Annotated in this window: 17 protein-coding genes; 5 read left to right on the top strand and 12 right to left on the bottom strand. The window is 59.4% G+C overall.

Annotation, left to right across the window (positions count from 1 at the left end; all coding sequences use genetic code 11):
* Window positions 1–54 precede the first annotated feature (54 nt).
* Genes JK208_RS02970 through JK208_RS02980 form a run of 3 tightly spaced genes read right to left on the bottom strand, consistent with a single transcriptional unit; the run spans window position 55 to window position 4,360 of the window.
* Window positions 55–1,866 (bottom strand): fatty acyl-AMP ligase, encoded by a 1,812-nt coding sequence (locus tag JK208_RS02970; RefSeq protein WP_211574261.1) that lies wholly within the window; start codon window positions 1,864–1,866, stop codon window positions 55–57.
* Entirely contained in the window at window positions 1,866–2,996 is a 1,131-nt protein-coding gene (locus JK208_RS02975; protein ID WP_211574262.1) for a sensor domain-containing protein, read from the bottom strand. The genes JK208_RS02970 and JK208_RS02975 overlap by 1 nt, the downstream gene beginning before the upstream one ends.
* Window positions 2,993–4,360, bottom strand: coding sequence for a lipopolysaccharide biosynthesis protein (locus tag JK208_RS02980; RefSeq protein ID WP_211574263.1), 1,368 nt, complete (start codon window positions 4,358–4,360; stop codon window positions 2,993–2,995). The genes JK208_RS02975 and JK208_RS02980 overlap by 4 nt, the downstream gene beginning before the upstream one ends.
* 226 nt (window positions 4,361–4,586) lie before the next feature.
* Between JK208_RS02980 and alr the strand changes: the two genes are divergently transcribed.
* The gene (gene alr, locus JK208_RS02985) at window positions 4,587–5,690 is read left to right on the top strand and encodes an alanine racemase (protein WP_211574264.1); all 1,104 of its coding nucleotides are present in this window, start codon (window positions 4,587–4,589) and stop codon (window positions 5,688–5,690) included.
* A gap of 6 nt (window positions 5,691–5,696) precedes the next feature.
* On the opposite strand, the gene JK208_RS02990 is transcribed toward alr, so the two are convergent.
* The 3 genes from JK208_RS02990 to JK208_RS16050 form a co-directional block, all read right to left on the bottom strand.
* Window positions 5,697–8,351, bottom strand: a complete 2,655-nt coding sequence (locus JK208_RS02990) for a hypothetical protein (RefSeq protein ID WP_211574265.1) — start codon at window positions 8,349–8,351, stop codon at window positions 5,697–5,699.
* 153 nt (window positions 8,352–8,504) lie between these two features.
* Complete coding sequence (locus tag JK208_RS02995; protein WP_211574266.1) at window positions 8,505–9,092, bottom strand: HD family hydrolase; 588 nt, start codon at window positions 9,090–9,092, stop codon at window positions 8,505–8,507.
* Window positions 9,093–9,121: 29 nt separating this feature from the next.
* Window positions 9,122–9,247, bottom strand: coding sequence for a hypothetical protein (locus tag JK208_RS16050; protein WP_268898541.1), 126 nt, complete (start codon window positions 9,245–9,247; stop codon window positions 9,122–9,124).
* 206 nt (window positions 9,248–9,453) lie between these two features.
* Between JK208_RS16050 and JK208_RS03000 the strand changes: the two genes are divergently transcribed.
* The 3 genes from JK208_RS03000 (at window position 9,454) to JK208_RS03010 (ending at window position 12,339) form a co-directional block, all read left to right on the top strand.
* A complete protein-coding gene (locus JK208_RS03000; RefSeq protein ID WP_211574267.1) occupies window positions 9,454–9,675 on the top strand; it encodes a hypothetical protein in 222 nt (73 codons plus the stop codon).
* Between the two features lie 143 nt (window positions 9,676–9,818).
* Window positions 9,819–11,240 carry a siroheme synthase CysG gene (gene cysG / locus JK208_RS03005; protein WP_211574268.1) on the top strand — a complete coding sequence of 474 codons (1,422 nt, stop codon included), beginning with the start codon at window positions 9,819–9,821 and terminating at the stop codon, window positions 11,238–11,240.
* 142 nt (window positions 11,241–11,382) lie between these two features.
* The gene (locus JK208_RS03010) at window positions 11,383–12,339 is read left to right on the top strand and encodes a glutaminase (RefSeq protein ID WP_194266403.1); all 957 of its coding nucleotides are present in this window, start codon (window positions 11,383–11,385) and stop codon (window positions 12,337–12,339) included.
* Between the two features lie 3 nt (window positions 12,340–12,342).
* Here the strand turns inward: JK208_RS03010 and JK208_RS03015 are convergent, their stop codons facing one another.
* Window positions 12,343–13,677, bottom strand: a complete 1,335-nt coding sequence (locus JK208_RS03015; protein ID WP_211574269.1) for an Nramp family divalent metal transporter — start codon at window positions 13,675–13,677, stop codon at window positions 12,343–12,345.
* Between the two features lie 169 nt (window positions 13,678–13,846).
* On the opposite strand from JK208_RS03015, the gene mntR reads away from it, so the two are divergent.
* A complete protein-coding gene (mntR, locus tag JK208_RS03020; RefSeq protein WP_211574270.1) occupies window positions 13,847–14,338 on the top strand; it encodes a manganese-binding transcriptional regulator MntR in 492 nt (163 codons plus the stop codon).
* A 23-nt stretch (window positions 14,339–14,361) separates the two neighbouring features.
* On the opposite strand, the gene JK208_RS03025 is transcribed toward mntR, so the two are convergent.
* The 5 genes from JK208_RS03025 to purU form a co-directional block, all read right to left on the bottom strand.
* Window positions 14,362–15,180, bottom strand: coding sequence for a DeoR/GlpR family DNA-binding transcription regulator (locus JK208_RS03025; protein ID WP_099285016.1), 819 nt, complete (start codon window positions 15,178–15,180; stop codon window positions 14,362–14,364).
* A 121-nt stretch (window positions 15,181–15,301) separates the two neighbouring features.
* Window positions 15,302–16,801 (bottom strand): malate dehydrogenase (quinone), encoded by a 1,500-nt coding sequence (mqo, locus tag JK208_RS03030; protein ID WP_211574271.1) that lies wholly within the window; start codon window positions 16,799–16,801, stop codon window positions 15,302–15,304.
* Window positions 16,802–16,857: 56 nt separating this feature from the next.
* Window positions 16,858–18,279 (bottom strand): FAD-binding oxidoreductase, encoded by a 1,422-nt coding sequence (locus tag JK208_RS03035; RefSeq protein WP_211574272.1) that lies wholly within the window; start codon window positions 18,277–18,279, stop codon window positions 16,858–16,860.
* Between the two features lie 155 nt (window positions 18,280–18,434).
* The gene (locus JK208_RS03040) at window positions 18,435–18,881 is read right to left on the bottom strand and encodes a hypothetical protein (RefSeq protein ID WP_194266399.1); all 447 of its coding nucleotides are present in this window, start codon (window positions 18,879–18,881) and stop codon (window positions 18,435–18,437) included.
* A 100-nt stretch (window positions 18,882–18,981) separates the two neighbouring features.
* Window positions 18,982–19,860, bottom strand: coding sequence for a formyltetrahydrofolate deformylase (purU, locus tag JK208_RS03045; protein ID WP_211574273.1), 879 nt, complete (start codon window positions 19,858–19,860; stop codon window positions 18,982–18,984).
* Window positions 19,861–19,868: the final 8 nt, after the last annotated feature.

A 19,868-nucleotide genomic window follows, 5' to 3' on the forward strand; every position in this document is an offset into this window, starting at 1 on the left:
CGTTCGCCAGTCCTCTGTGTTTTCAGGCAATGCGGCAGACGGGGCGGGCAGGATTCAGGCGGCCGAAGACGTGGTTTCGGGCTGCTGGTCAAACTGCCCGGAGAGCAGCATGGTCTTGGCTTTGGCGCGGGTCAGTTTGCCGGAGGATGTCTGGGGCAGCGTGCGGGGCGGAACGAGGATGACGTCGACATCCACCCCGTGCTGGCGGCGGAACAGACTCGTGACTTCGTCACGGAGTTGGTTGCGGCTTGAATCCTCGCTTGCACGGCACTGGACGAGGGCCACGATCTTTTCGCCTTCTTCTCCGTCCACTGAAAATACAGCCACGTCACGCGAACGCAGGGTCGGGATCTCGCTTTCGGCGGACCATTCCAGATCCTGCGGCCAAATATTGCGTCCGTTGATGATGATCAGGTCCTTGGCGCGTCCGGTGACGACGATCTGACCGTTGAGGTGATAGCCAAGGTCACCGGTATTCAGCCAGCCATCTGCATCAAGAACCTCTTCGGTTTCGTCAGGGCGGCGGAAATAACCGCACATGAGGCTCGGCCCGCGCACATAGACGGTTCCGACCTGCCGGTCTGCCAGGTCATGGCCAGATGCATCCCGGACTTCGATCTGGTGGTCAGGGAGCGCCGCACCGCACAGTACAAATGTCCGCAACGGAAGGGATGGATCGTTGGACGGTTCGGCAATGCCGTCCTTTTCAAGGCGGCGCAGATCAATCGTGTCGGTCTGGATGCCGGTGTCGAGCGGGGCAAAACTGATGGCGAGAGTTGCTTCTGCCATGCCGTAGCTCGCGACAAAAGCGCTGGCGCGGAACCCGTTGGACGCAAACCGTTCGGCAAAGCCTTCGAGGATGTGATGGCGGATCATGTCGCCACCAATCCCTGCAATGCGCCAGCAGGACAGGTCCAGGTCAGCCTGACCGCTACGGCGGGAGCAGAGTTCGTAACCGAAAGACGGGCTGTAGGCGATCGTCCCGCGATTGCGTGAAATCAGGTCCAGCCAGACATGCGGACGGCGCGCAAATTCGCGGGTCGGCAGCAGGTCCACGGAAAGCTGGCAGGTCAGGGGAGTCAGGAAGAAGCCGACGAGGCCCATGTCGTGATAGAGCGGCAGCCAAGACACGCAGCGGTCATCGCGTGGGTCTTCGGCCGGATGAACGTGCAGGCCGTCGCGGGCGATGGCTCGGGCGTTGGCCATGCCAGCCGCCTGCGTGACCGAAACGCCCATCGGAAAACGGGTGCTTCCCGAGGAAAATTGGAGATAAGACAGGGCCGTTGGGGCAATTTCGGGCAGCTCGACGCGCGCTTCGGCATGACGGTTAAGATCGGCAGGAGAGCCGCCGAACACCAGATCCAGTCCCTCGACGATGTCGCTGGTCCAGCTTCCGATCACATCGGGCACCACGACGGCACGAGCGGCGGCGCTTTGAATCATGCCACGCAGGGTCGCCACATAGCCGTCCTTGCCGCCGAACGCGACGGGGAGGGGAAGCGGCGCCGGAACAAGACCGGCATACTGGCAACCGAAGAAAATACGGGCAAAATCGCCATCGCTTTCCGCAACGATTGCAACACGGTCACCGGGCGTGAGGCCAAGACCCAGCAGACGGCAAGCCATGGAACGGGCCTGCTCGCGTAATAGACGGTAAGGGAGTGCTTCGAGAAGCTGCCCACGACCGGAATAGATGTTGAATCCGCTCTCACCCTGTGCCGCGTAATCGAGTGCGGCTGCAAAGCTGGGGAAATCTCCGTAACGTCGTTCCAGACCGGATCGGCTGGGCGTCGGGACGGAATTGGCGGTTGGGTTCTGGTTGGCCTCGGTCAAACCTGGACTAGCTCCGTTTGGGTTGCCTGACATCAGGCTGCCCTTTTCAGAAAATCGACGATTGCGTCCGCCGCAGCGGGAGCAGTGGGTTCATCACCCAATGTTTCGAATGTCTCTAAACCATATTGGCGCTGCGCCTCAAGAAAACGAGGATGCGTTTCGAAGGCATTCTCGATCCTGTCGCCCAGATCCAACACATTTTCCGTCACCGGCCCGAGCGTCCAGAACTGATAATCCGGATCTCCGACCCATTTCACATGGTGGGCGTTGAGGAAGAGACAAGGGCGGGGACGGATCATGAATTCCGCCACCTGACTGCTGACATCCCCCAGATAGAGGTCTGCACCCATCGTATAGGTCATGTCGATGCTCCGGTGGCTTCCGGGGTCGATCAGCATGTGGGGGAGATGCCCATACTGACGTTTCAACGCTTCGCCTTCTTCGCGACGATTGTCGAAAAGACGGAAATGAGGCGCGAAAACAAGATTGTAGCGGTCCTGCTTCGCAAAGAACTCCAGAATCTGATGCCCCATCCCCGGCCATGAGGACAGGCGGCGTACGAAATGCGGATTATACAGGATCGTGGGCCGGTTGTTATTAAAAAGCTTTGGCCGCTTCGCATCCATGCGCCGCACGAGATCAAACTTGGCATAGGTGCCGCGATGATAGGCGCCGGGACGGATGATGCCTTTTTCCAGCATACGCTGCTCTACTTTGCGTCCGGGAACCAGCAGAAAGTCGAATTTGCCCAAGTGGCGGGCAAATCCGATGGCCCGATCTCCGGCGCCATGTCCCGTCCAGATCATTTTTGGACGTCTTACGCCCATGCGGCGAAGCTGCAGGGATGTGGCTTCCGGCACGATGATGGCGTCGAAACTTCGAAAATAATGCCGGGATGCGAAGAGGCCGATCAGCCGGTCTACCACCCGCAGTCCATGTTTCTCGATGCGGCGGCGGAGGGTTTGGGAAATAGGCAGCAGGTCGAACTGGACGCGGGCTTCTGGATAAAGTGTTGCGAGGGAACGGGCCAGTTCCAGATGGCTGACGGTCAGGCACGAGACATGAACCGCTACGTCGGGATGGCGGGCGGAAATCTCTAACGCGACGGGCAGGGCATGCAGGGTCTGGTGGCGCTGGCCGATGAGGGGAAAGGCCACCTTCATGCTGCAAGACCATCGGGGCTGCGGGCCGCGCGGATCACGAGGACAAGCTGGATCATGATGAGAAGGGTGACGCCGCAGAACGTGGCTGGACCGACACCACTCAGTCCGTACTGGCGGACCATCATCACCAGCGCAGGGAGAAAGAACAGGCATTCGAGAATGCGCGCGCCGATCGCAGCGCCGGAGCGGTTTGTCGTGAACAACAGCGGCTCCAGCGGCAGACCCCAGACGGTTACGACTTCGGCAGCAAGCAGCCACAGCGTGACGGGCAGAGCTTCCGTCGCGCCCGTGTTCCCGATGTAAAGCTGAAGCAACGGGCGTCCTGCGAATAGTGTCAGCAGGAGCAGGGCCGTCCCAATTCCTCCGGCCATCAGGGCGATCTGTCCCGTCATGCGATACAGACGGTTCATGGCCCGATCACGCCAAAGCCGAGCCATTTCCGGATAAACGGTCGTCTGGATCAGGGTGGCGGGTTTTGCAATCCCTGCCGCGATCTGGCTGGCAATCCGGTAGTAGCCTGCACTGGTCGGACCGACGAATGCGCCCACCACGAGCGTGCCGATATGCCCGAAAGCGAGGGCTAGCGTGGAATTGAGGTTCGTGTTCAGTGCAAAGCGCCAGATACCGGGATAGGCGCGAAAAAACTGTCCGTTCAGAAGTTCGGGGATAATGCCGCGCATTTCCTGAAACAGTCCGCGGATCAGGTCGCGGCGATACATTTCGCGCGCTGCCATGAAGAAGATCGTGCCCCACGCAGCGGCTTCCGCGGCGATCCAGACGCTGGCGAGCGCTGTCACAGAAGCCCAGCCCAAAGCCATCGAGGCCGTTCCAATCACCCGGACGATGGTGGCAATGGTCCCCTGTACGGCCAGCAGGTCATAGCGGTCGAACACCCGCAGCAGGCCGGTCGCGGTCGCGGACGCCATAAAGAGAATGGAAACGCAATAGACGACGCCGATGATGTGGATCTGAGGTGGCCATCCTAGAAAATTCATAGCCAGAAGACTGATGAGAACACCGCCGCCAAAACCCAGAAGCCCTCCCGCGCCATCCAGAAGAAGGCTGAAGGACACGATTTTCTGGAAACTACGACGATCCCCCTGCGTTAGGGGCTTCAGGCCATAGTGCAGAACGGTCTGCCAGGATTGGAAGTCGACGATATCCCCCATCGTTCGTGCGAAGGCATACATCATCGCAACGAGTCCGAAGCCGTAGCTGCCCAGCAGATGGGTCGCGAGCCAGATATGAAGGAGGCTCAGCGGAGCATTCACGGCACGTCCCCCGAGAAGGACACCCAGATTGCTCATAACGCGCTGGATACCGCCGGGCCTCGCTGCCTGAGAAGACGATGAGTCGTCTGACATCAATTTATGGAAACTTTCGTAACAGTCTTGTCGTTAACGTCAGTGGCGAACAGAAATAGGCGTTTCCCTGAAAATCTGAACTCACTTTTTGTGACGGAAAATTGCATTCATATACGGATCAGAGCGTCTTGTTGCGCAGAATGTCCGATCTGAAAAGAGGGTTGCGGCCGTTGCGTCGTATGGTGGGCGTGCCATAAAGGTGCATTGCATCCTTGCGGACGGTCCCATGCACATATTCTCTCAGGACGACGCATCCGCCAGAGCGGGCGCGTGGCTTACCGTCAATCTGAAGGCCATTGCCGATAATTATGATCTCGTCGCCGGACTAGGCGCGGGGGCAGAGTGCGCGGCGGTGGTCAAGGCGGATGCTTATGGGCTGGGGGCGGCGCAGGTCGCGCAGGCTCTGGCCGCGCGAGGCGCTGAAACGTTCTTCGTCGCGCATCTTGATGAAGGCATGACGTTACGGGAGACGCTGCCCCACGCACGGATTTTCGTGCTGCATGGCTTCATGCCAGACTGTGAGAGCAGGATGCAGGCTCATGGTCTTATGCCCGTTCTGAACAGCCTTGATCAGGTGCGGAGCTGGAAGCAGTTGTGTGAGCGGGCGGGACAGGCTTTTCCCGCAGCGCTCCAGTTCGATAGCGGGATGTCGCGTTTTGGTCTGAGCGTTGAGGATCTGGCGGAGCGGAACCTTTTCGAGGGGCTGAACTTGCAACTCGTGATGAGTCATCTGGCCTGTGCGGATGTGCCCGACAGCTCTGCCAACGAGATGCAGAGACAGCGTTTCGTGACGATGGCGGCGGGTTTTCCCGGCGTTCCACGGTCTCTGGCGGCGTCATCCGGGATTTTTCTGGGGCCGGACTATCATTTTGAACTGATCCGGCCGGGGGCGGCCCTTTACGGGATTGCGCCTTCCGAAGGGCATCGTGTTCTTGCACCGGTTGTTTCGCTCGATGCACGCATTGCTCAAATCCGCACGATCCAGCCCGGAGACCGGGTGGGGTATGGCCTAAGCTGGGTGGCCTCGAAACCAACGCGCATCGGCACGCTTGGTCTCGGATATGCGGATGGCTTCTTCCGTGCTCAGGCGGGGCAGGCGAGTGTCTGGCATGGTCAGACGCGGCTTCCGGTTATCGGGCGCGTCTCGATGGACAGTATTTCCGTGGACCTGACCGATGCGCCTGCCGACCTGAAAGCAGGGGATGTCCTCTCGGTTCTTGGGCCGCAGCAGGATGTGGACGCGCTGGCACGGTCCGCGGGGACGATCGGATATGAAGTTCTGACCTCACTCGGAAGCCGCTTTCATCGGGTTTATACCCCGGCGGGTTGACCTTTCTCAGACTGATTTGCGGATCGAGATGGAGACAGTCCGGCCCAGCGGGTCCAGAAAAGCGGGTTCATAGCCCGCCGGTGTCACGCCAAGGCCGTTGCGGGCGCGGATGCGGCTGTTGAACAGGTTGCTGACCGACACCATGACCCGGAAATTCTTGGCCCAGCTGCGCTTCTGCCAGCGCGGAATTTCCCCCAGATCGGCAAAAGCCGTCATATCCACTGTAGCCAGATCGCTGAAGAACAGACTGCTGGCATGGGTGCTGGCGAGCGTGGAGGTTGCGGACTGCCATTTTGTCACGAGGCGGAAGCTGAACCCGTTTTTGAAAACGCCGCCCTGAAGCTCAACTTCATGCCGAGGCTGCCCGCCTGTTCCGCCGATGGTTCCGCCGTTGAGCAGGTCGATGGGAGGCAGCCCCCCGCGGAGCTGCACGGTGTCCTTGAGGCGCCAGACCTGCGTCAGAACAATATAATACCGTCCTCCCGCACCATGTTTTCCGCCTTTTCCTTCCGGCTTTTTTCCAAGCGGTCTGGAAAACGAGAATGTCGCGTTCCACTCATTGCGCTTTTCCATCAGCGCATTGACCGGACGGATATCGACGACGTCGAGAATTCCGTCCGAATTGCGCTGGTACCGGTCCGGGAAAGCGTCTTCGATGGCGGCGGTTGCGGTCGGCAGGCTCATGACCGGGTTGTGGTTGCGGTCCCGGACGTAGTTCACATGCAGACGGGCGCCGTCGAGAAAGCTTGGGGAAATGATCGTCCCGATGCTGATTTCATGGCGGTCTGCGGCCTGAAGATTCCGGTTGCCGCCTGAAATCGTCGTCACCTGAACCGACCGTCCGGTGACATAATCATAGGTCGTGACGTTGGGCGTCTCGATCCGGGGGGCAATAAGGTCGGTGGCGTCGGGGGCCTCGGTCCGGTCGGTGACGGAGAACGGGAACTGGACCCACGGCGCAGGCTCCCACGTCACGCCGCCGCCGATCGTTCCCAGCGTTCCGAAATGGGACACCTGACTGATGGCGCCATTGATGTTCGCATCGAGCTTGCCCAGAAATGACAGGACATGCTTGCGCGCATTGGCGATGGGAATATCGCCGTCGATCTGAAGGGTGCCGACATCGCGGCTGATATGGGTGCGTTGCAGCTTGCCCTGACTGAGCGAGGTGGCGTTCTGCTCTGTTAAAGTGCCCGTCGGCGCGATGCTGGTGGAGACATCACCCGCGGGCAGGGAAAAGAGCGAGCCTGACAGCAGGCCGGTGACTTCACCGCTCGTGCCCGTGGTGTGGCCGCGATTAACCAGACGGTTGTTCAGCCAGTTGCGGTCCACTTCGGAAAATGGATCAAAACTGCTGAGGCCGCTGGTCAGGGCTGTCTGGGCGGCGCTCAGGTTAAGGCCGGTCTGGCTGTTGGTGGACGTGGTGGAGCGGTCGAAGCTTCCTGTGCTGTTCCACTTCCAGTCTCCTACGTCGCCGTTGAAATTCACCCCGGCATGAACGGTGTCCGTATGCGCCGTGTGCTGCAGGGCGGGAACGGTGGTGTAGTTCCGGTAGAGCAGCGTGTCCTGGGAAAACGGCGAATAAAGGCTGTCAGCCGGCAGGGTGAGGATGCCGCGTGCCGGTCCCTGAAGGCTTTCGGAATTGCTGTGGGTGTAACTGGCATTGAACGACGCCGACACGGTCTTGAAGATCTGGTCGGCATAAACGCCGTTCAGCTTCAGTTCGTGCGTTCGGGGTTGCAGGCTGTAATCGGAGGCGTTTGAACTGACATGCGGCGCATTGGCATAAGCCGTGAAATCCTGAAGCGTCGGAACCTGCCCTGCTGCGAGTGACGGTACGCCTGCGGATGTGACACTCTGTCCGACAAGCGCATCCAGCGTCGGATCAAGGCTGCCACCACTGCTGGACGTGACATTGCCCGCGTTGGAATAGAGGCCGCTTGCGGACGGGGGCGTGACACCGCGATCACTGTTGAGCAGACGGGCCTGCGCCTCATAACGCGCGCTCAGATTGATCCGCCTCTCGCCTGAGAGTTTTGTAAAACTCGCGCCCAGAACCCCATCGTCTCCTCCACCATCCGTGGACGTGCTGCCATAGGCACGCATCCGGATAGCGCGGAAATTTTTTACCGTAATGATGTTCACCACGCGCTCATCAGCTGGATAGCCGTAGCGCAGAGCTTCTTCTTCAGTGAAGATTTCGACCCGGGCAATGGCTTCGAACGGCAGGTCGTTGACCTCCTGCATTCCCGAAATGCGCTTACCGTTGAGCAATACAACCGGCGTATTTCCGGTAGCACCCCGGCCCGAGCGTGTTTCGGGGGCAATGGCCGTCAGGAGATCTGCTGCGGTATCGACGCCATAGGAGCGGATTTCATCAGACTGGATCTGCATGATCGCCTTGGCATCACCCAGAATGGCTCCAGCGGGTTTGTGTCCCTTGACGACGATTTTTTCGCCACCGTTTACGGATGTGGTGGAGGTCGTAACACTTGTGCCGCTGTTCTGTGCTGCGGGCTGTGTCGTGACAGATGCTGTAGTCGTCTGTGCGGATGCGCTGACCAGCAGGCTGCCGAGGCCACAGACCAGCCCAAGCGTCGGACACAGCAAAGGACGACCTATAGGAGGAAGGATGCCAGTTTTCAGGTCATGATCTGCCATGCGCTTGTCTGCGTCCTTCTGCATTCCATGTGGGCCAGAACGTCCATATCGGATACAGATTGTCACGAATCTGCAAAGATTTCGTAACAGCGGAAGGCCATTTGAAGCCGGTTTTGACGGATTTGCTTTCAGATGTCGAGCAGAAACGGCCGCTCAGCCTACGATCATGTTCCGGCTTCGCATCATATTGCGGCGCGTTTCCTCGTCCAGAATATCGCGGATCCCGCGTGTCAGTTCGGTCGCATCGGTATATTTTCGGCCATAGGTCAGATTGAATGTATGGTCGAAATCGTCCGGGTTAAGGCCTGCATTGTGCTGGCTGATGGTTTCGATCTTATCGAACGCTTTGGCCAGCCGTGCTTCGGGGGACGCTGCGTTTTCATATTCGTCCCACAGCTCCAGAAACTCTGCCTGCAGGTCGGCAGGCAGAGGGGCCATGATCGTCAGCAAGTCTTCGCGCTCCTGCGCCGCCTTGTTGGCGGAGGCATGAGTGGAGATTGCGGGGACGTCGCCATGAATGGCTTCACCCAGATCATGAAGAATGCAGATTTTGAGGAGCTTTAGAAGGTCGATGTCCTCAAGCTGGTCGGCAAAGGTCATAACCAGAAGGCAGAGCGCCCAGGTATGTTCCGCCGTGCTTTCGGTCTGCCCGCCGTGGGTATAGGTCCGTCTAAGGATATCCTTCAGCCGGGAGGCTTCCCGGAGAAAATCGAGGCGCTTTTCAAGATCGCCTTTCGTCATGAAGCAAAGTCCAGTCTGTGGTGAACGCCTTATCCGACAAGCGCGTACAGGATTTCATACCCCACAAAAGAAGCAACGGCCAGCAGCACGAGCAGGATGACGAAGCCGGGCCCCTGCTGGAGGGATCTGAAGATTTTAACCATCAATCCAGCCATGAGACATGTTCCTTGCAAGAAGCGCAGTCCGCGAGGCCAGTTAACAGGCTCTCCGATCCTGAAGAATTACGGCATTTCTGCCGTGTCGTCTGCGGAAATATTTCTCCATGATCATGGATTGTTATTTTCCGTTACCGTGCGGTCCTTGAGAACGCCATATTTCGCCGGGCATGATGGTCATCGACACAGTCTTGATGGAGTATCTCATGAAAAAAATTCTTGTAGTGGTTCTCGGGACCACGCTGAGCCTGTCGCTTGCAGCCTGTGACGGCCCTTACGATGACCGTCGGGACAATAACCGGCATCACCATCATCATGGTGACAGGGGGTACGGTCAGAATATGGGAAGCCAAGGCATGGGAAATCAGGGCCGTGGGGGTATGGGCGGCGGCATGAACGGCGGTCCGGGCGGACAGGGCGGCTGGTAACAGTCTTTATGGGTATCTGCTGATAGCGGATGTCTGCCCCACCCCTGAAGGCATGATTTTCGGATTTGACGTCGTGGCCGGGTTGTCGCTGAATGCGGCCTCTTAAGCCTCTGCCCGCCCCAGATCCGGAAATCCGTGCCTCAATGAACAGCCAGCCTCCTCATTCCAGTTCAGACGCCCCTCCAGAGGGTGGGTGGTTTCCGGTCTCCTTGCGGCTTGCGGGAGCGCGCGTCCTGTTGGTCGGAGGCGGGGAAATCGCCGTGAACAAAGGGCGGCTTCTGCTCGATCATGGTGCCCGGATTGATGTGCTGGCCGAGACCCTCAATCCGGTGGTGCAGAGCTGGGTGGAGAGCGGTGCTGTGCGTCATGTTGGCGGACGGGCGGATGAGGCGGCCCTAAAGGAGCATCTGCCGGGTTGCCGTCTGGTCTATGCTGCAACCGACAACCGGGACGTCAACCGGCAGGTGGCGGCTTTGGCTGATGCGCTGAACATTCCCGTCTGCGCGGTGGATGATCCGCAGCCGTCGAGCTTCATCACCCCGGCGCAGGTTCGCCGGGGTGCAGTGCGCGTTGCTGTTTCAACAGGAGGGGCGGCGCCTGTTCTGGCGCGTCGTCTGCGAGAGCAAATCGAAGCGCTTCTGCCCGAGGGGACGGGGCGTTTGTCCGCTTATATGCAGTCCCGCAGGTCGCAGGTTTCGGAGCGCTATCCGCAGGTACAGGACCGTAAGCGCATCTGGGAAGATTTTCTCGATGGTCCGGGTGCGGAGGAGGCTCGAAACGGCAATGATGTCCGCGCGGATGCGCGACTGAACGCGCTTCTGGACGCGGCGCGTAAACCGGGAGAGGTCTGGCTGGTTGGAGCAGGCCCCGGCGATCCGGATCTGCTGACCCTCAAGGCGCTGCGTCTGATGCAGAATGCGGATTCCGTTCTTTATGACAATCTCCTTTCTCCGGCCCTCCTCGGCATGGTTCGCCGCGACGCGGAACTTGTATTTGTGGGCAAACAGCGGGACCGACATGCCCTGCCGCAGGACGAGATCAACAGTGAAATGATCCGTCGCGCGCAGGCAGGGGAACGCGTTCTGCGTCTCAAGGGCGGCGATCCGTTCATTTTCGGTCGTGGCGGAGAGGAAATCGAAGCGCTGGTTGAGGCCGGGGTCGCTTTTCGGCTGGTTCCAGGCATTTCCGCGGCGAATGGATGTGCCGCTTATTCCGGCATTCCTCTAACGCATCGCGATTGCGCGCAGGCCTGTCTGTTCGTGACCGGACACGCAAAAGCAGACGGGGTTCTGGATCTGCCCTGGGACGATATGGCCGATCGCCGCCAGACGGTCGTGATCTATATGGGGATTTCAACCCTGCCGCAGCTTGCCGCCGGACTTCTGGGAAAAGGACTACCGGCTGACTGGCCTGTGGCGATTGTGGAGCGGGGCACGCAGCCGGCGCAGAGGGTTTTCACCGGGACGCTATCCAATATCTCCCTTCAGGCGGCTGAAGCGCAGGTTAAATCGCCTGCGCTGGTGATCGTGGGGCAGGTGGTGCGGCATCGGGTGATTTCTCCCTGATCTGCATGGGAAGAAGACATGCTCTTTCAGCTATGTTGTAAATGCATATCCCACTTCACGCCCATGCGGGTTGTCCGCAGGGGCGGCAGCTTGTGAAACTCCTGTTCTTTCAGTCACATCGCGTTCCGTACACCGAGGCCCCATGACCACACTTGCGTCCATTATCGTCTCGATCGCAGAGGAAATGCGGACAGCCTCAGAACGGGGTGCTGTTGCCAATTACATTCCTCCGCTCGCACGGGTGGACCTCAACCGTTTCGGCATGGCCGTTGTGGGGATGGATGGAGAGACACACACGGTCGGGGATGCGGCTGTTCCGTTTTCTGTTCAGAGCGTGTCCAAGGTGTTCAGCCTCAGCATGGCGCTCAATGCGATGGGTGAGGAATTGTGGGGGCGGGTGCGTCAGGAGCCTTCGGGCAGCGCATTCAACTCCATCGTCCAGCTTGAAAACGAGCACGGTATTCCGCGTAATCCGTTCATCAATGCGGGCGCCATCGTCATCGCCGATATTCTGGTGTCCCGCTATGGCCGCGAAAATGCCCGGACGCGCTTGCTGGATTTCCTGCGCCCGCTGGTAGACGATCCGGCCTCGATCGACATCGACACGGATGTCGCGCGTCAGGAGCGCGAGACCGGGTTTCGCAATATGGCGCTTGCAAACTACATGCGGACCTTCGGCAATATCCGCAACGTGGTTGAGGACACGCTGGATTTCTATTTCCATCAGTGCGCTCTCACCATGAGCTGCCAGCAGCTTGCACAGGTTGGAACCTATCTCATGACGGGCGGCCTGAACCCGCTGACAGGCGAGCGTGTCATGTCAGAGCGCAATGCCCAGACGATCCTCGCGCTGATGATGATGTGCGGCCATTATGACGGTTCGGGGGCATTTGCCATCCGTGTCGGTTTGCCCGGAAAATCCGGTGTGGGTGGTGGCATTCTCGCGATTGCGCCGGGCGTGGCGTCCATCGCGGTGTGGTCGCCGGGGCTGAACGCGCAGGGCAATTCCCTTCTGGGAACGCGCGCTCTGGAGCGGCTTGTGCAGCACACAGGATGGTCGGTGTTTCGCGCCAGTCCGTGGGTTGTCAATCCAACCTGACTCTCAGCCCGCCAGAGTGTCGTAAAGCAGCTTGAAATTCAGCAGCAGGATCAGCCCCGCCACGCCCCATGACAGGATACGGATGGGCATGGAAATCACGAATTCGCCCATCTTGCGCCGATCCGAAACAAACATGACGAGCGGAATAACGGCAAAGGGCAGTTGTAGCGACAGGATGACCTGACTGGCCATCAGCAGATCGCTTACGCCCCGGTTGCCATAGATCAGTGTGACAATCGCCACGGGAATGATCGCCAGCCCGCGTGTCAGCAGCCGCCGCGCCCAGTGCGGGATGCGAAGGTGCAGAAAGCCTTCCATGATGATCTGTCCGGCCAGCGTGCCGGTGATCGTGGAGTTTGTGCCTGCTGCCAGAAGTGCCAGTGCAAACAGCGTGGAGGCGATGCCAAGTCCGAGGATCGGGGAGAGCAGCCTGTAGGCATCCTGAATTTCCGCCACATCCTGATGGCCGGAGTTGTGGAACGCTGCCGCCGCAACGATCAGGATGGCGGCGTTGATGAACAGCGCCAGAGTCAGGGCAATCGTGCTGTCCCATGTCGTCCAGCGAATGGCGTCCCGCCGTCCGGCCGGGGTGCGTTCATAGGCGCGGGTCTGGACGATCGAGGAATGCAGATACAGGTTATGCGGCATGACCGTGGCGCCAATGATGCCGATGGCGATGTAGAGCATCCCCGGCGTCGTCACGATTTTCGGGTCGGGGAGAAGGCCAGCCAGAACGCTGTGGACAGGTGGTGCTGCTGCGACGAGCTGGATCCCGAAACAGAGGGCGATGATCCCCAGAAGCGCGATCACGAACGCCTCCAGATATCGGAAGCCCCGGTTCATCAGCATCAGCACGATCAACGCGTCCAGAATGGACAGCAGGGCCCCGCCGAGGAGGGGCAGGCCGAACAGGAGCTGAAGCGCCACGGCTGTGCCGATGACTTCCGCCAGATCGCAGGCAATGATGGCCAGTTCACAGGCCAGCCACAGAACGATGTTCACGCGCGGGGAAAAATGGCTCCGGCAGGCCTGTGCGAGATCCTGTCCCGTCGCGATCCCGAGGCGGGCGGAGAGTGCCTGAAGCAGGATCGCCATGAGGTTCGACAGCATGATGACGCAGAGCAGCGTATAGCCATACCGCGCGCCGCCCTGAAGGTCGGTGGCCCAGTTTCCCGGGTCCATATAGCCGACCGAGACCATGAATCCTGGCCCGACGAAGGCCATGAAACGGCTGAACCACGACGCTTCCGCACCAGGAACTCGGATGCTGGAGAACACATCGGGCAGGCTCGGGCGCATGGCCGGGGAGGGCGTACGGGGGGCGTTGGTGTTTGGCATCGGGACTGTATTCAATCCCATCCGGAATTGATATTCAATATGCTATATTGATGAGCCTCATGAAAAATACGGAATCTCTGGAAATCGTGATTGCCCGGACTGGCAGAGCGGTCCGGAATGTTTTATTCCGCCGTGAATAATGTTTTCTGGATAGAGGCACAGGACGGGAATGGAACGGAAAAAACGGCTGAAGGACACCGCGCTCAAAGAGATGCTGCCTGATGTCGAAACCCATTCCGAAGGCTTCCGCGCCAATCGTGAGGCGCGGCGCAATGTGCTGGTGGAAGACTATGTCGAACTGATTTCGGACCTGCTGTCTGAAGGGCAGGAAGCCCGGCAGGTCGATATAGCCGGGCGTCTGGGCGTGTCGCAGCCTACAGTGGCGAAAATGCTCGCCCGTCTCGCGACGGAAGGTTACGTCACGCAGAAACCTTACAGAGGGGTATTTCTGACGCCTGCGGGGCAGGAGATGGCGGACAAGGCGCGGCACCGGCACCGGATCGTGGAAGCATTTCTGCTGGCGCTCGGCGTCAGCGAGGAAAATGCCCGCGTCGATTCCGAAGGGGTGGAGCATTACGTCGGGAGCGAGACTCTAACGCTGTTTGAAAAGGCGATCCGGGGCAATCTGCAACAATTCATGCAAAACTTACCGGACGCCTGATAGGCCGTGTCCGAAATCTGCACTCAGGTGCAGATTTCGAGATTGACGTCTTCCTGCGCCAGAGCCTTCGCGATGGACGGCTTAAGATGGGAATCTGTCAGGACGTGGTCGAATTCCGACAGGGACGCCAGACGGTGCAGGCCGCCTTTGCGGAACTTCGTGCTGTCCACCAGCAGAACGCATTGGTCCGCCATATCCATCATGATCCGCTTGACCTTGACCACATCCTGATCGTTCTGGAACGCGGTGGCGTTATGGATGATGGAGGTTGAGAGGAACATCATGTTCGCCCGCAGGGACTGCGCGGCCTGTTCGCAGACCAGCCCGAAAAACGCATTGCGCGGCGGATTATAGTCGCCGCCAAGGCAGATCAGTTTCAGGTTGGGATAGGGCGAGAGCGCCTGAATGACGCCCACGGCGTTGGTGATGATCGTCAGGGGCGCGAGAGCGGGCAGAAGCGGCAGCATGGCCGCGACGGTCGTGGAGTCATCAAGGACCAGAACCTGCTCGGGCTGGATCAAGGAGACGGCCCGCTGGATGATCGCGTCCTTGAGGTCTGTCGCCCGCGAGCGTCGGAAATTGACCGTTTTCTGGGTCGTAACCTTGTTGCGCAGGACGATACTGCCATGGAGCTTGTCGATCAGACCCTGTTGTACGAGGGCATGAGAGTCGCGGTGGATCGTCATGCGACTGACCCCGAAACGCTCTGCCAGACCTTCGATGGTGGCGCTTCCGGTTTCGAGAAGGACGTCGAGGATCTGTTTCTGCCGGGCCGAATTATCCCGCCTTTTCGAACTCTGCGGCGAGGCGGTGGTGATCACGGAGCCCGAACCATCAGTCATGTGTCAAATCGATTCCTGAGCGTGAAAGCAAACAGACAAGTGTAAAATCACACATACCATATCAGAGCCGAATGGACGTGTAACGTCCGTTGAGCGAAATCCGGCCCTAAAAAGGTGACTATTACGCTTTTGCCGTGATCTTCAGAACACGGGCAGTTTCTTCCCGGAGTGTCGCGCAGGCTTGGGCGTCTTTGATCAGATCGATCCCGTAGGCCGGAAACACCTGACGCAGGCGGGGCAGCCAGTCAGCCTCTGTCAGCCGTTCGGGAAAGACCTGCTGGACGACCTGAAGCGCCACGGAGGCGGCAACGGACGCTCCGGGCGATGCGCCGAGGATGGCTATAAGGGAGCGGTCGGCGCTTTTCACAAGCTCGGTCCCAAAGCGCAGGGTTCCGTGCAGCCCCTTGTCCGGACGGATAATCTGCACGCGCTGTCCGGCCACGACTTTCGTCCAGTCCTCGGGTCTGGCTGTCGGGTAGAAATCCTGAAGGGCTTTGAAGCGGTCCTCGTTCGTCTGGAGAACCTGACGCACGAGATAGTCCAACAATCCGAGATTGTCTTTCCCGGCGGTCAGGGCGGGAATGATGTTTTGGGGTGTCAGAGAGCGGAAATAATCCGTCCATGAACCGCTTTTGAGGAATTTCGTGGAAAACCCCGCATAAGGTCCGAACAGCAGGCAGGACTCGCCGTCGATGACGCGCGTATCGAGATGCGGGACCGACATGGGGGGCGAACCGACAGGGGCCTTGCCGTAGACCTTGGCGTGGTGTTGCCCGGTAATGGCCGGGTCCATGCAGCGCAGCCAAAGTCCGCTGACAGGGAAACCGGCATAATGTGCCGCTTCGGGAATGCCGGATGCCTGAAGCAGTGGCAGCGCATTGCCGCCCGCGCCGACAAAAACAAACCGCGTCAGAACCGTGATCGTGTGGCCGCTTTCGGTATCGGTGGCCGTCACGCGCCAGCGACCGTCCGTGGTGCGTGTCAGGCCGGTGACACGATGGTTGTAGTGGGTGGCAATGTTGCGGTCTGACTTGAGAGAGGCCGTCAGTGCGTGGGTCAGGGCGCCGAAATTGACGTCCGTGCCCTCTTTGATGCGCGTGGCCGCAACGGGTTGGGACGTATCGCGCCCCGCCATCACGACAGGCGCCCATTGCGCGATGACGGCCGGATCGGACGTGTATTCCATGTCCGCAAAGCAGTGATGGGCGACCATCGCCTCATAACGGGCCTTGAGAAAAGCCACGTTCTCCTCGCCCCAGACTAGACTGATATGGGGGCAGGGCTGCACGAAAGCTGCCGGATTGGCAATGCGGCCTTCGCGCACCCAGTGCGCCCAGAGCTGCCTTGAGAGATCGAACTCCGTGTTGATTGCCAGCGCCTTGGAAATGTCGATGCTGCCATCCGCGCGCTGTGGCGTATAGTTCAGTTCGCAGTTCCCGGCATGTCCGGTCCCGGCATTGTTCCAGGCATAGGAACTTTCCTGCCCGCAATCCGGCAGCGTCTCGAACATCATCATCGACAGCGATGGATCGAGCTCACGTAGCAGGGCCGCGAGTGTGGAACTCATGATCCCCGCACCGATCAGGACGACATCGGGGCAGAGGCTGGAAACTGACGGCATGAGGCTGAAATCCGGCAAGGGCTGGAAAGAAAAGAGGGCGAAAGATCCCCGAAAGTTCAGCCCGTGTAAACCGGGCCTGCGGGCAAGAGCTTACCGGGATTGAGGATATGATGCGGGTCCATCGTGTTTTTCAGCGCCCGCATCACACTGAGGCTTCCAGCACCATGTTCGGTTTCCAGAAATTCCAGCTTGCCCATGCCAACGCCATGCTCGCCGCTGCATGATCCGTTCAGCGACAGGGCGCGGGCAACGATTTTCCGGTCCAGATCGAGGGCGAGATCATGCCCTTCGGGTGTGTCATCCGTAATGATGAGCGTATGAAAATTGCCGTCCCCAACATGGCCCAGAAGCGGCGCGCGTAGGCCGGACGCTTCGATGTCACGATGCACGCCTTCGATCAACTCGCCCAGACGCGAAATCGGAACGATACAGTCCGTGGAAATGACCCGCGCGCCCGGAACAATGGCCTTTGCCGCCCAGTAGGCGTCATGCCGCGCCTTCCACAGACGGGTCCGGTCTTCCGCACTCTCCGCCCACGCAAAACCCAGCCCGTTATTGCCCGACGCAATGGCTTCCGTCGTCTCGACCTGTTCGCGCACGGCCGCAGGCGAGCCGGTGAATTCGAAGAACAGCGTGGTCAGCGGCTGATATTCCGTAAGGCCGGAATATTGGATGGAGGCCGCCATCTGCACACTGTCCATAAGTTCCACGCGGGTGATGGGAATGCCGCACTGGATAATTTCCATGGCGGTCCGGATCGCGTCATGCAAGCTCTCGAACTGGCATATGGCCGCGGATACAGTCTCGGGGCGTCCATGCAGACGAAGCTGGGCTTCCGTGATGATCCCCAGTGTCCCTTCCGAGCCGACGAACAAGGATGTCAGATCATAGCCGGTGGAGGACTTGCGGACGCGGCCACCCGTGCGGATGACTTCGCCGGTCGCGAGCACAACCGTAAGGCCAAGCACGTTTTCCTTCATTGTGCCGTAACGCACGGCGGCTGTGCCTGAGGCGCGGGTGGCGCACATGCCGCCGATCGTCGCTTCTCCACCCGGATCGACCGGAAAGAAAAGGCCGGTGTCACGGATTTCCACATTCAGCGTCTGGCGCGTGATACCTGCCTGAACCCGACAATCCAGATCTTCGGCGTTCAGTTCCACGATGTCGGTCATGCGCGACAGGTCGAGGCTGATGGCCTGTTCGGGCGGGACGACATGCCCTTCGACCGAGGTGCCCGCTCCGAATGCCACAACTGGAACCCGCCATTCATGACAATGGCGCAAAACGGTTGCGACATCCTGCGTGTTTTCCGCGAAGACCACCGCCTCGGGCAGGCGGGAGGCATTCATAGCCTCGCCGTGGCTGTGTTCCTCGCGAACGGAGGGTGCCGTGCTGATCTGCTGCTCTCCCATGAGGGGCTGAAGGGCCTTGAGAACGGCCTGTAAGCGGTCCTGAGCAGAAGCGGAAGAGACGGTCATGACTGGGTCCGGCATGAAGAAATAAGGACGCTCTTCATAGGGCGGATTGCAGGCTTGGGAAATATCTTCAGGCCGATATGGGGATATAGAATGAAATAATCTGTCTAAAAATGGATCTGAATTGCAAGATCAGGCTCTGTTGGAGGGCGGCGGCCTTATTCAAAGAAAATATTGCTCGCTCGGCTGACGAAAATATAGGTCCGCTCGTCCCCTTTGGTGTTGACGATGATCCCCTGTTCCAGATCCGCCCCGACTTTCATGGCCGATCCGATCACCAGAATTTTTTTGTTCAGCACCATGTTGCGGAAATCGCCACCAAACCGGATGTCGGCGTTGTAGGCCACGCTTGACGTGATCTGCACGGCGACATTGGCACGGTCCAGATAGGTATCTTCCGAGTTGAGGAAGACCATCTTGTTGAAAACGTTCACGCTTTTAACGGTCATGACGAACGTGCCGGGAACCACAGTGCGGTTCGATGTTTCCCTCAGTGTATCCGCTGGTGTCAGTCTTTTTTCGAGAACCCAGTCTCCCGAACAGGCTGTCTGGCCGATCAGCGCTGTGAGGAGGGTAAGTGAAAAAAGAGCGTTACGGACGGTCATCTGACGAGTGCTACCGACTGTGAAATACTGGATCGACCCTAGGAGAGAATATTCCGGGTGTCGTGCGAAATTTATATGTCCCGTCGAAGAAAAGCCTTGTTCAGGTCGCAAAGACGACTGTGCGGCTACCGTTGATAATGGTTCGGCGTTCGATGTGATACCGGACGGCACGTGCCAGAACGCGACGTTCGATATCGCGTCCTTTGCGGATCAGGTCCTCGGGTGTGTCGGCATGGGAAATACGCTCCACATCCTGCTCGATGATCGGGCCTTCATCCAGATCCAGCGTGACGTAATGGGCCGTCGCGCCGATCAGCTTCACGCCGCGGGCAAAGGCCTGATGGTAAGGGCGCGCGCCCTTGAAGCCGGGGAGGAAGGAGTGGTGAATATTGATACAGCGACCGGACAGGCTGGCGGCCATCTCGTTGGACAGAACCTGCATGTAACGCGCGAGAATGACCAGCTCGGCACCGCTCGATGCCAGCAGGTCCAGCACGTGGGCTTCCTGCGCGGGCTTCGTTTCTTTCGTGACGGGGACGTGGTGAAACGGAATGCCGTAGAAATCCAGATCCGCGAACACGTCGCGCGGGTGGTTCGACACGATGCCAACGGGCTCGATCGGCAGTTCCCCAATGCGCCAGCGATACAGCAGATCGACCAGGCAGTGATCGAAGCGCGAGACCATCAGCAGGACCTTCGGCTGCACGCTGCGGTCATGCAGGGCCCACTCCATGCTGAAACTGTTTCCCAGAACGGCCAGCGCCTCTTGAAGCTGCTTCATGCTGGTCCGGTCTTGTGCGACTTCAAAGACGATCCTCATGAAGAAGACCGTGCTGTCCCGGTCATCGAACTGCTGAGCTTCCGTGATGTTGGCATCCAGCTCCGCCAGCTTCCCGCTGATGGCCGCCACGATACCCGGGCGGTTGGGGCAGGAAAGTGTCAGGACATAGGTCGTCTGCGGAACTGAAGGGGCCGTCATGGAAGGTC

This window comes from Gluconobacter sp. Dm-74 (genome assembly GCF_018256135.1).
Classification (GTDB): domain Bacteria; phylum Pseudomonadota; class Alphaproteobacteria; order Acetobacterales; family Acetobacteraceae; genus Gluconobacter; species Gluconobacter cadivus.

Excerpts from the sequence above, each read along its gene's own strand:
- cysG (WP_211574268.1), top strand. The coding sequence starts at position 9,819 with ATGAACAGCCAGCCTCCTCATTCCAGTTCAGACGCCCCTCCAGAGGGT.
- JK208_RS02975 (WP_211574262.1), bottom strand. The coding sequence starts at position 2,996 with ATGAAGGTGGCCTTTCCCCTCATCGGCCAGCGCCACCAGACCCTGCAT.
- JK208_RS03010 (WP_194266403.1), top strand. The coding sequence starts at position 11,383 with ATGACCACACTTGCGTCCATTATCGTCTCGATCGCAGAGGAAATGCGG.
- JK208_RS02970 (WP_211574261.1), bottom strand. The coding sequence starts at position 1,866 with ATGTCAGGCAACCCAAACGGAGCTAGTCCAGGTTTGACCGAGGCCAAC.
- JK208_RS03025 (WP_099285016.1), bottom strand. The coding sequence starts at position 15,180 with ATGACTGATGGTTCGGGCTCCGTGATCACCACCGCCTCGCCGCAGAGT.
- JK208_RS02990 (WP_211574265.1), bottom strand. The coding sequence starts at position 8,351 with ATGGCAGATCATGACCTGAAAACTGGCATCCTTCCTCCTATAGGTCGT.
- JK208_RS16050 (WP_268898541.1), bottom strand. The coding sequence starts at position 9,247 with ATGGCTGGATTGATGGTTAAAATCTTCAGATCCCTCCAGCAGGGGCCC.
- alr (WP_211574264.1), top strand. The coding sequence starts at position 4,587 with ATGCACATATTCTCTCAGGACGACGCATCCGCCAGAGCGGGCGCGTGG.
- JK208_RS02980 (WP_211574263.1), bottom strand. The coding sequence starts at position 4,360 with ATGTCAGACGACTCATCGTCTTCTCAGGCAGCGAGGCCCGGCGGTATC.
- JK208_RS03035 (WP_211574272.1), bottom strand. The coding sequence starts at position 18,279 with ATGACCGTCTCTTCCGCTTCTGCTCAGGACCGCTTACAGGCCGTTCTC.
- JK208_RS03015 (WP_211574269.1), bottom strand. The coding sequence starts at position 13,677 with ATGCCAAACACCAACGCCCCCCGTACGCCCTCCCCGGCCATGCGCCCG.
- JK208_RS03040 (WP_194266399.1), bottom strand. The coding sequence starts at position 18,881 with ATGACCGTCCGTAACGCTCTTTTTTCACTTACCCTCCTCACAGCGCTG.
- JK208_RS03000 (WP_211574267.1), top strand. The coding sequence starts at position 9,454 with ATGAAAAAAATTCTTGTAGTGGTTCTCGGGACCACGCTGAGCCTGTCG.
- purU (WP_211574273.1), bottom strand. The coding sequence starts at position 19,860 with ATGACGGCCCCTTCAGTTCCGCAGACGACCTATGTCCTGACACTTTCC.
- JK208_RS02995 (WP_211574266.1), bottom strand. The coding sequence starts at position 9,092 with ATGACGAAAGGCGATCTTGAAAAGCGCCTCGATTTTCTCCGGGAAGCC.
- mqo (WP_211574271.1), bottom strand. The coding sequence starts at position 16,801 with ATGCCGTCAGTTTCCAGCCTCTGCCCCGATGTCGTCCTGATCGGTGCG.
- mntR (WP_211574270.1), top strand. The coding sequence starts at position 13,847 with ATGGAACGGAAAAAACGGCTGAAGGACACCGCGCTCAAAGAGATGCTG.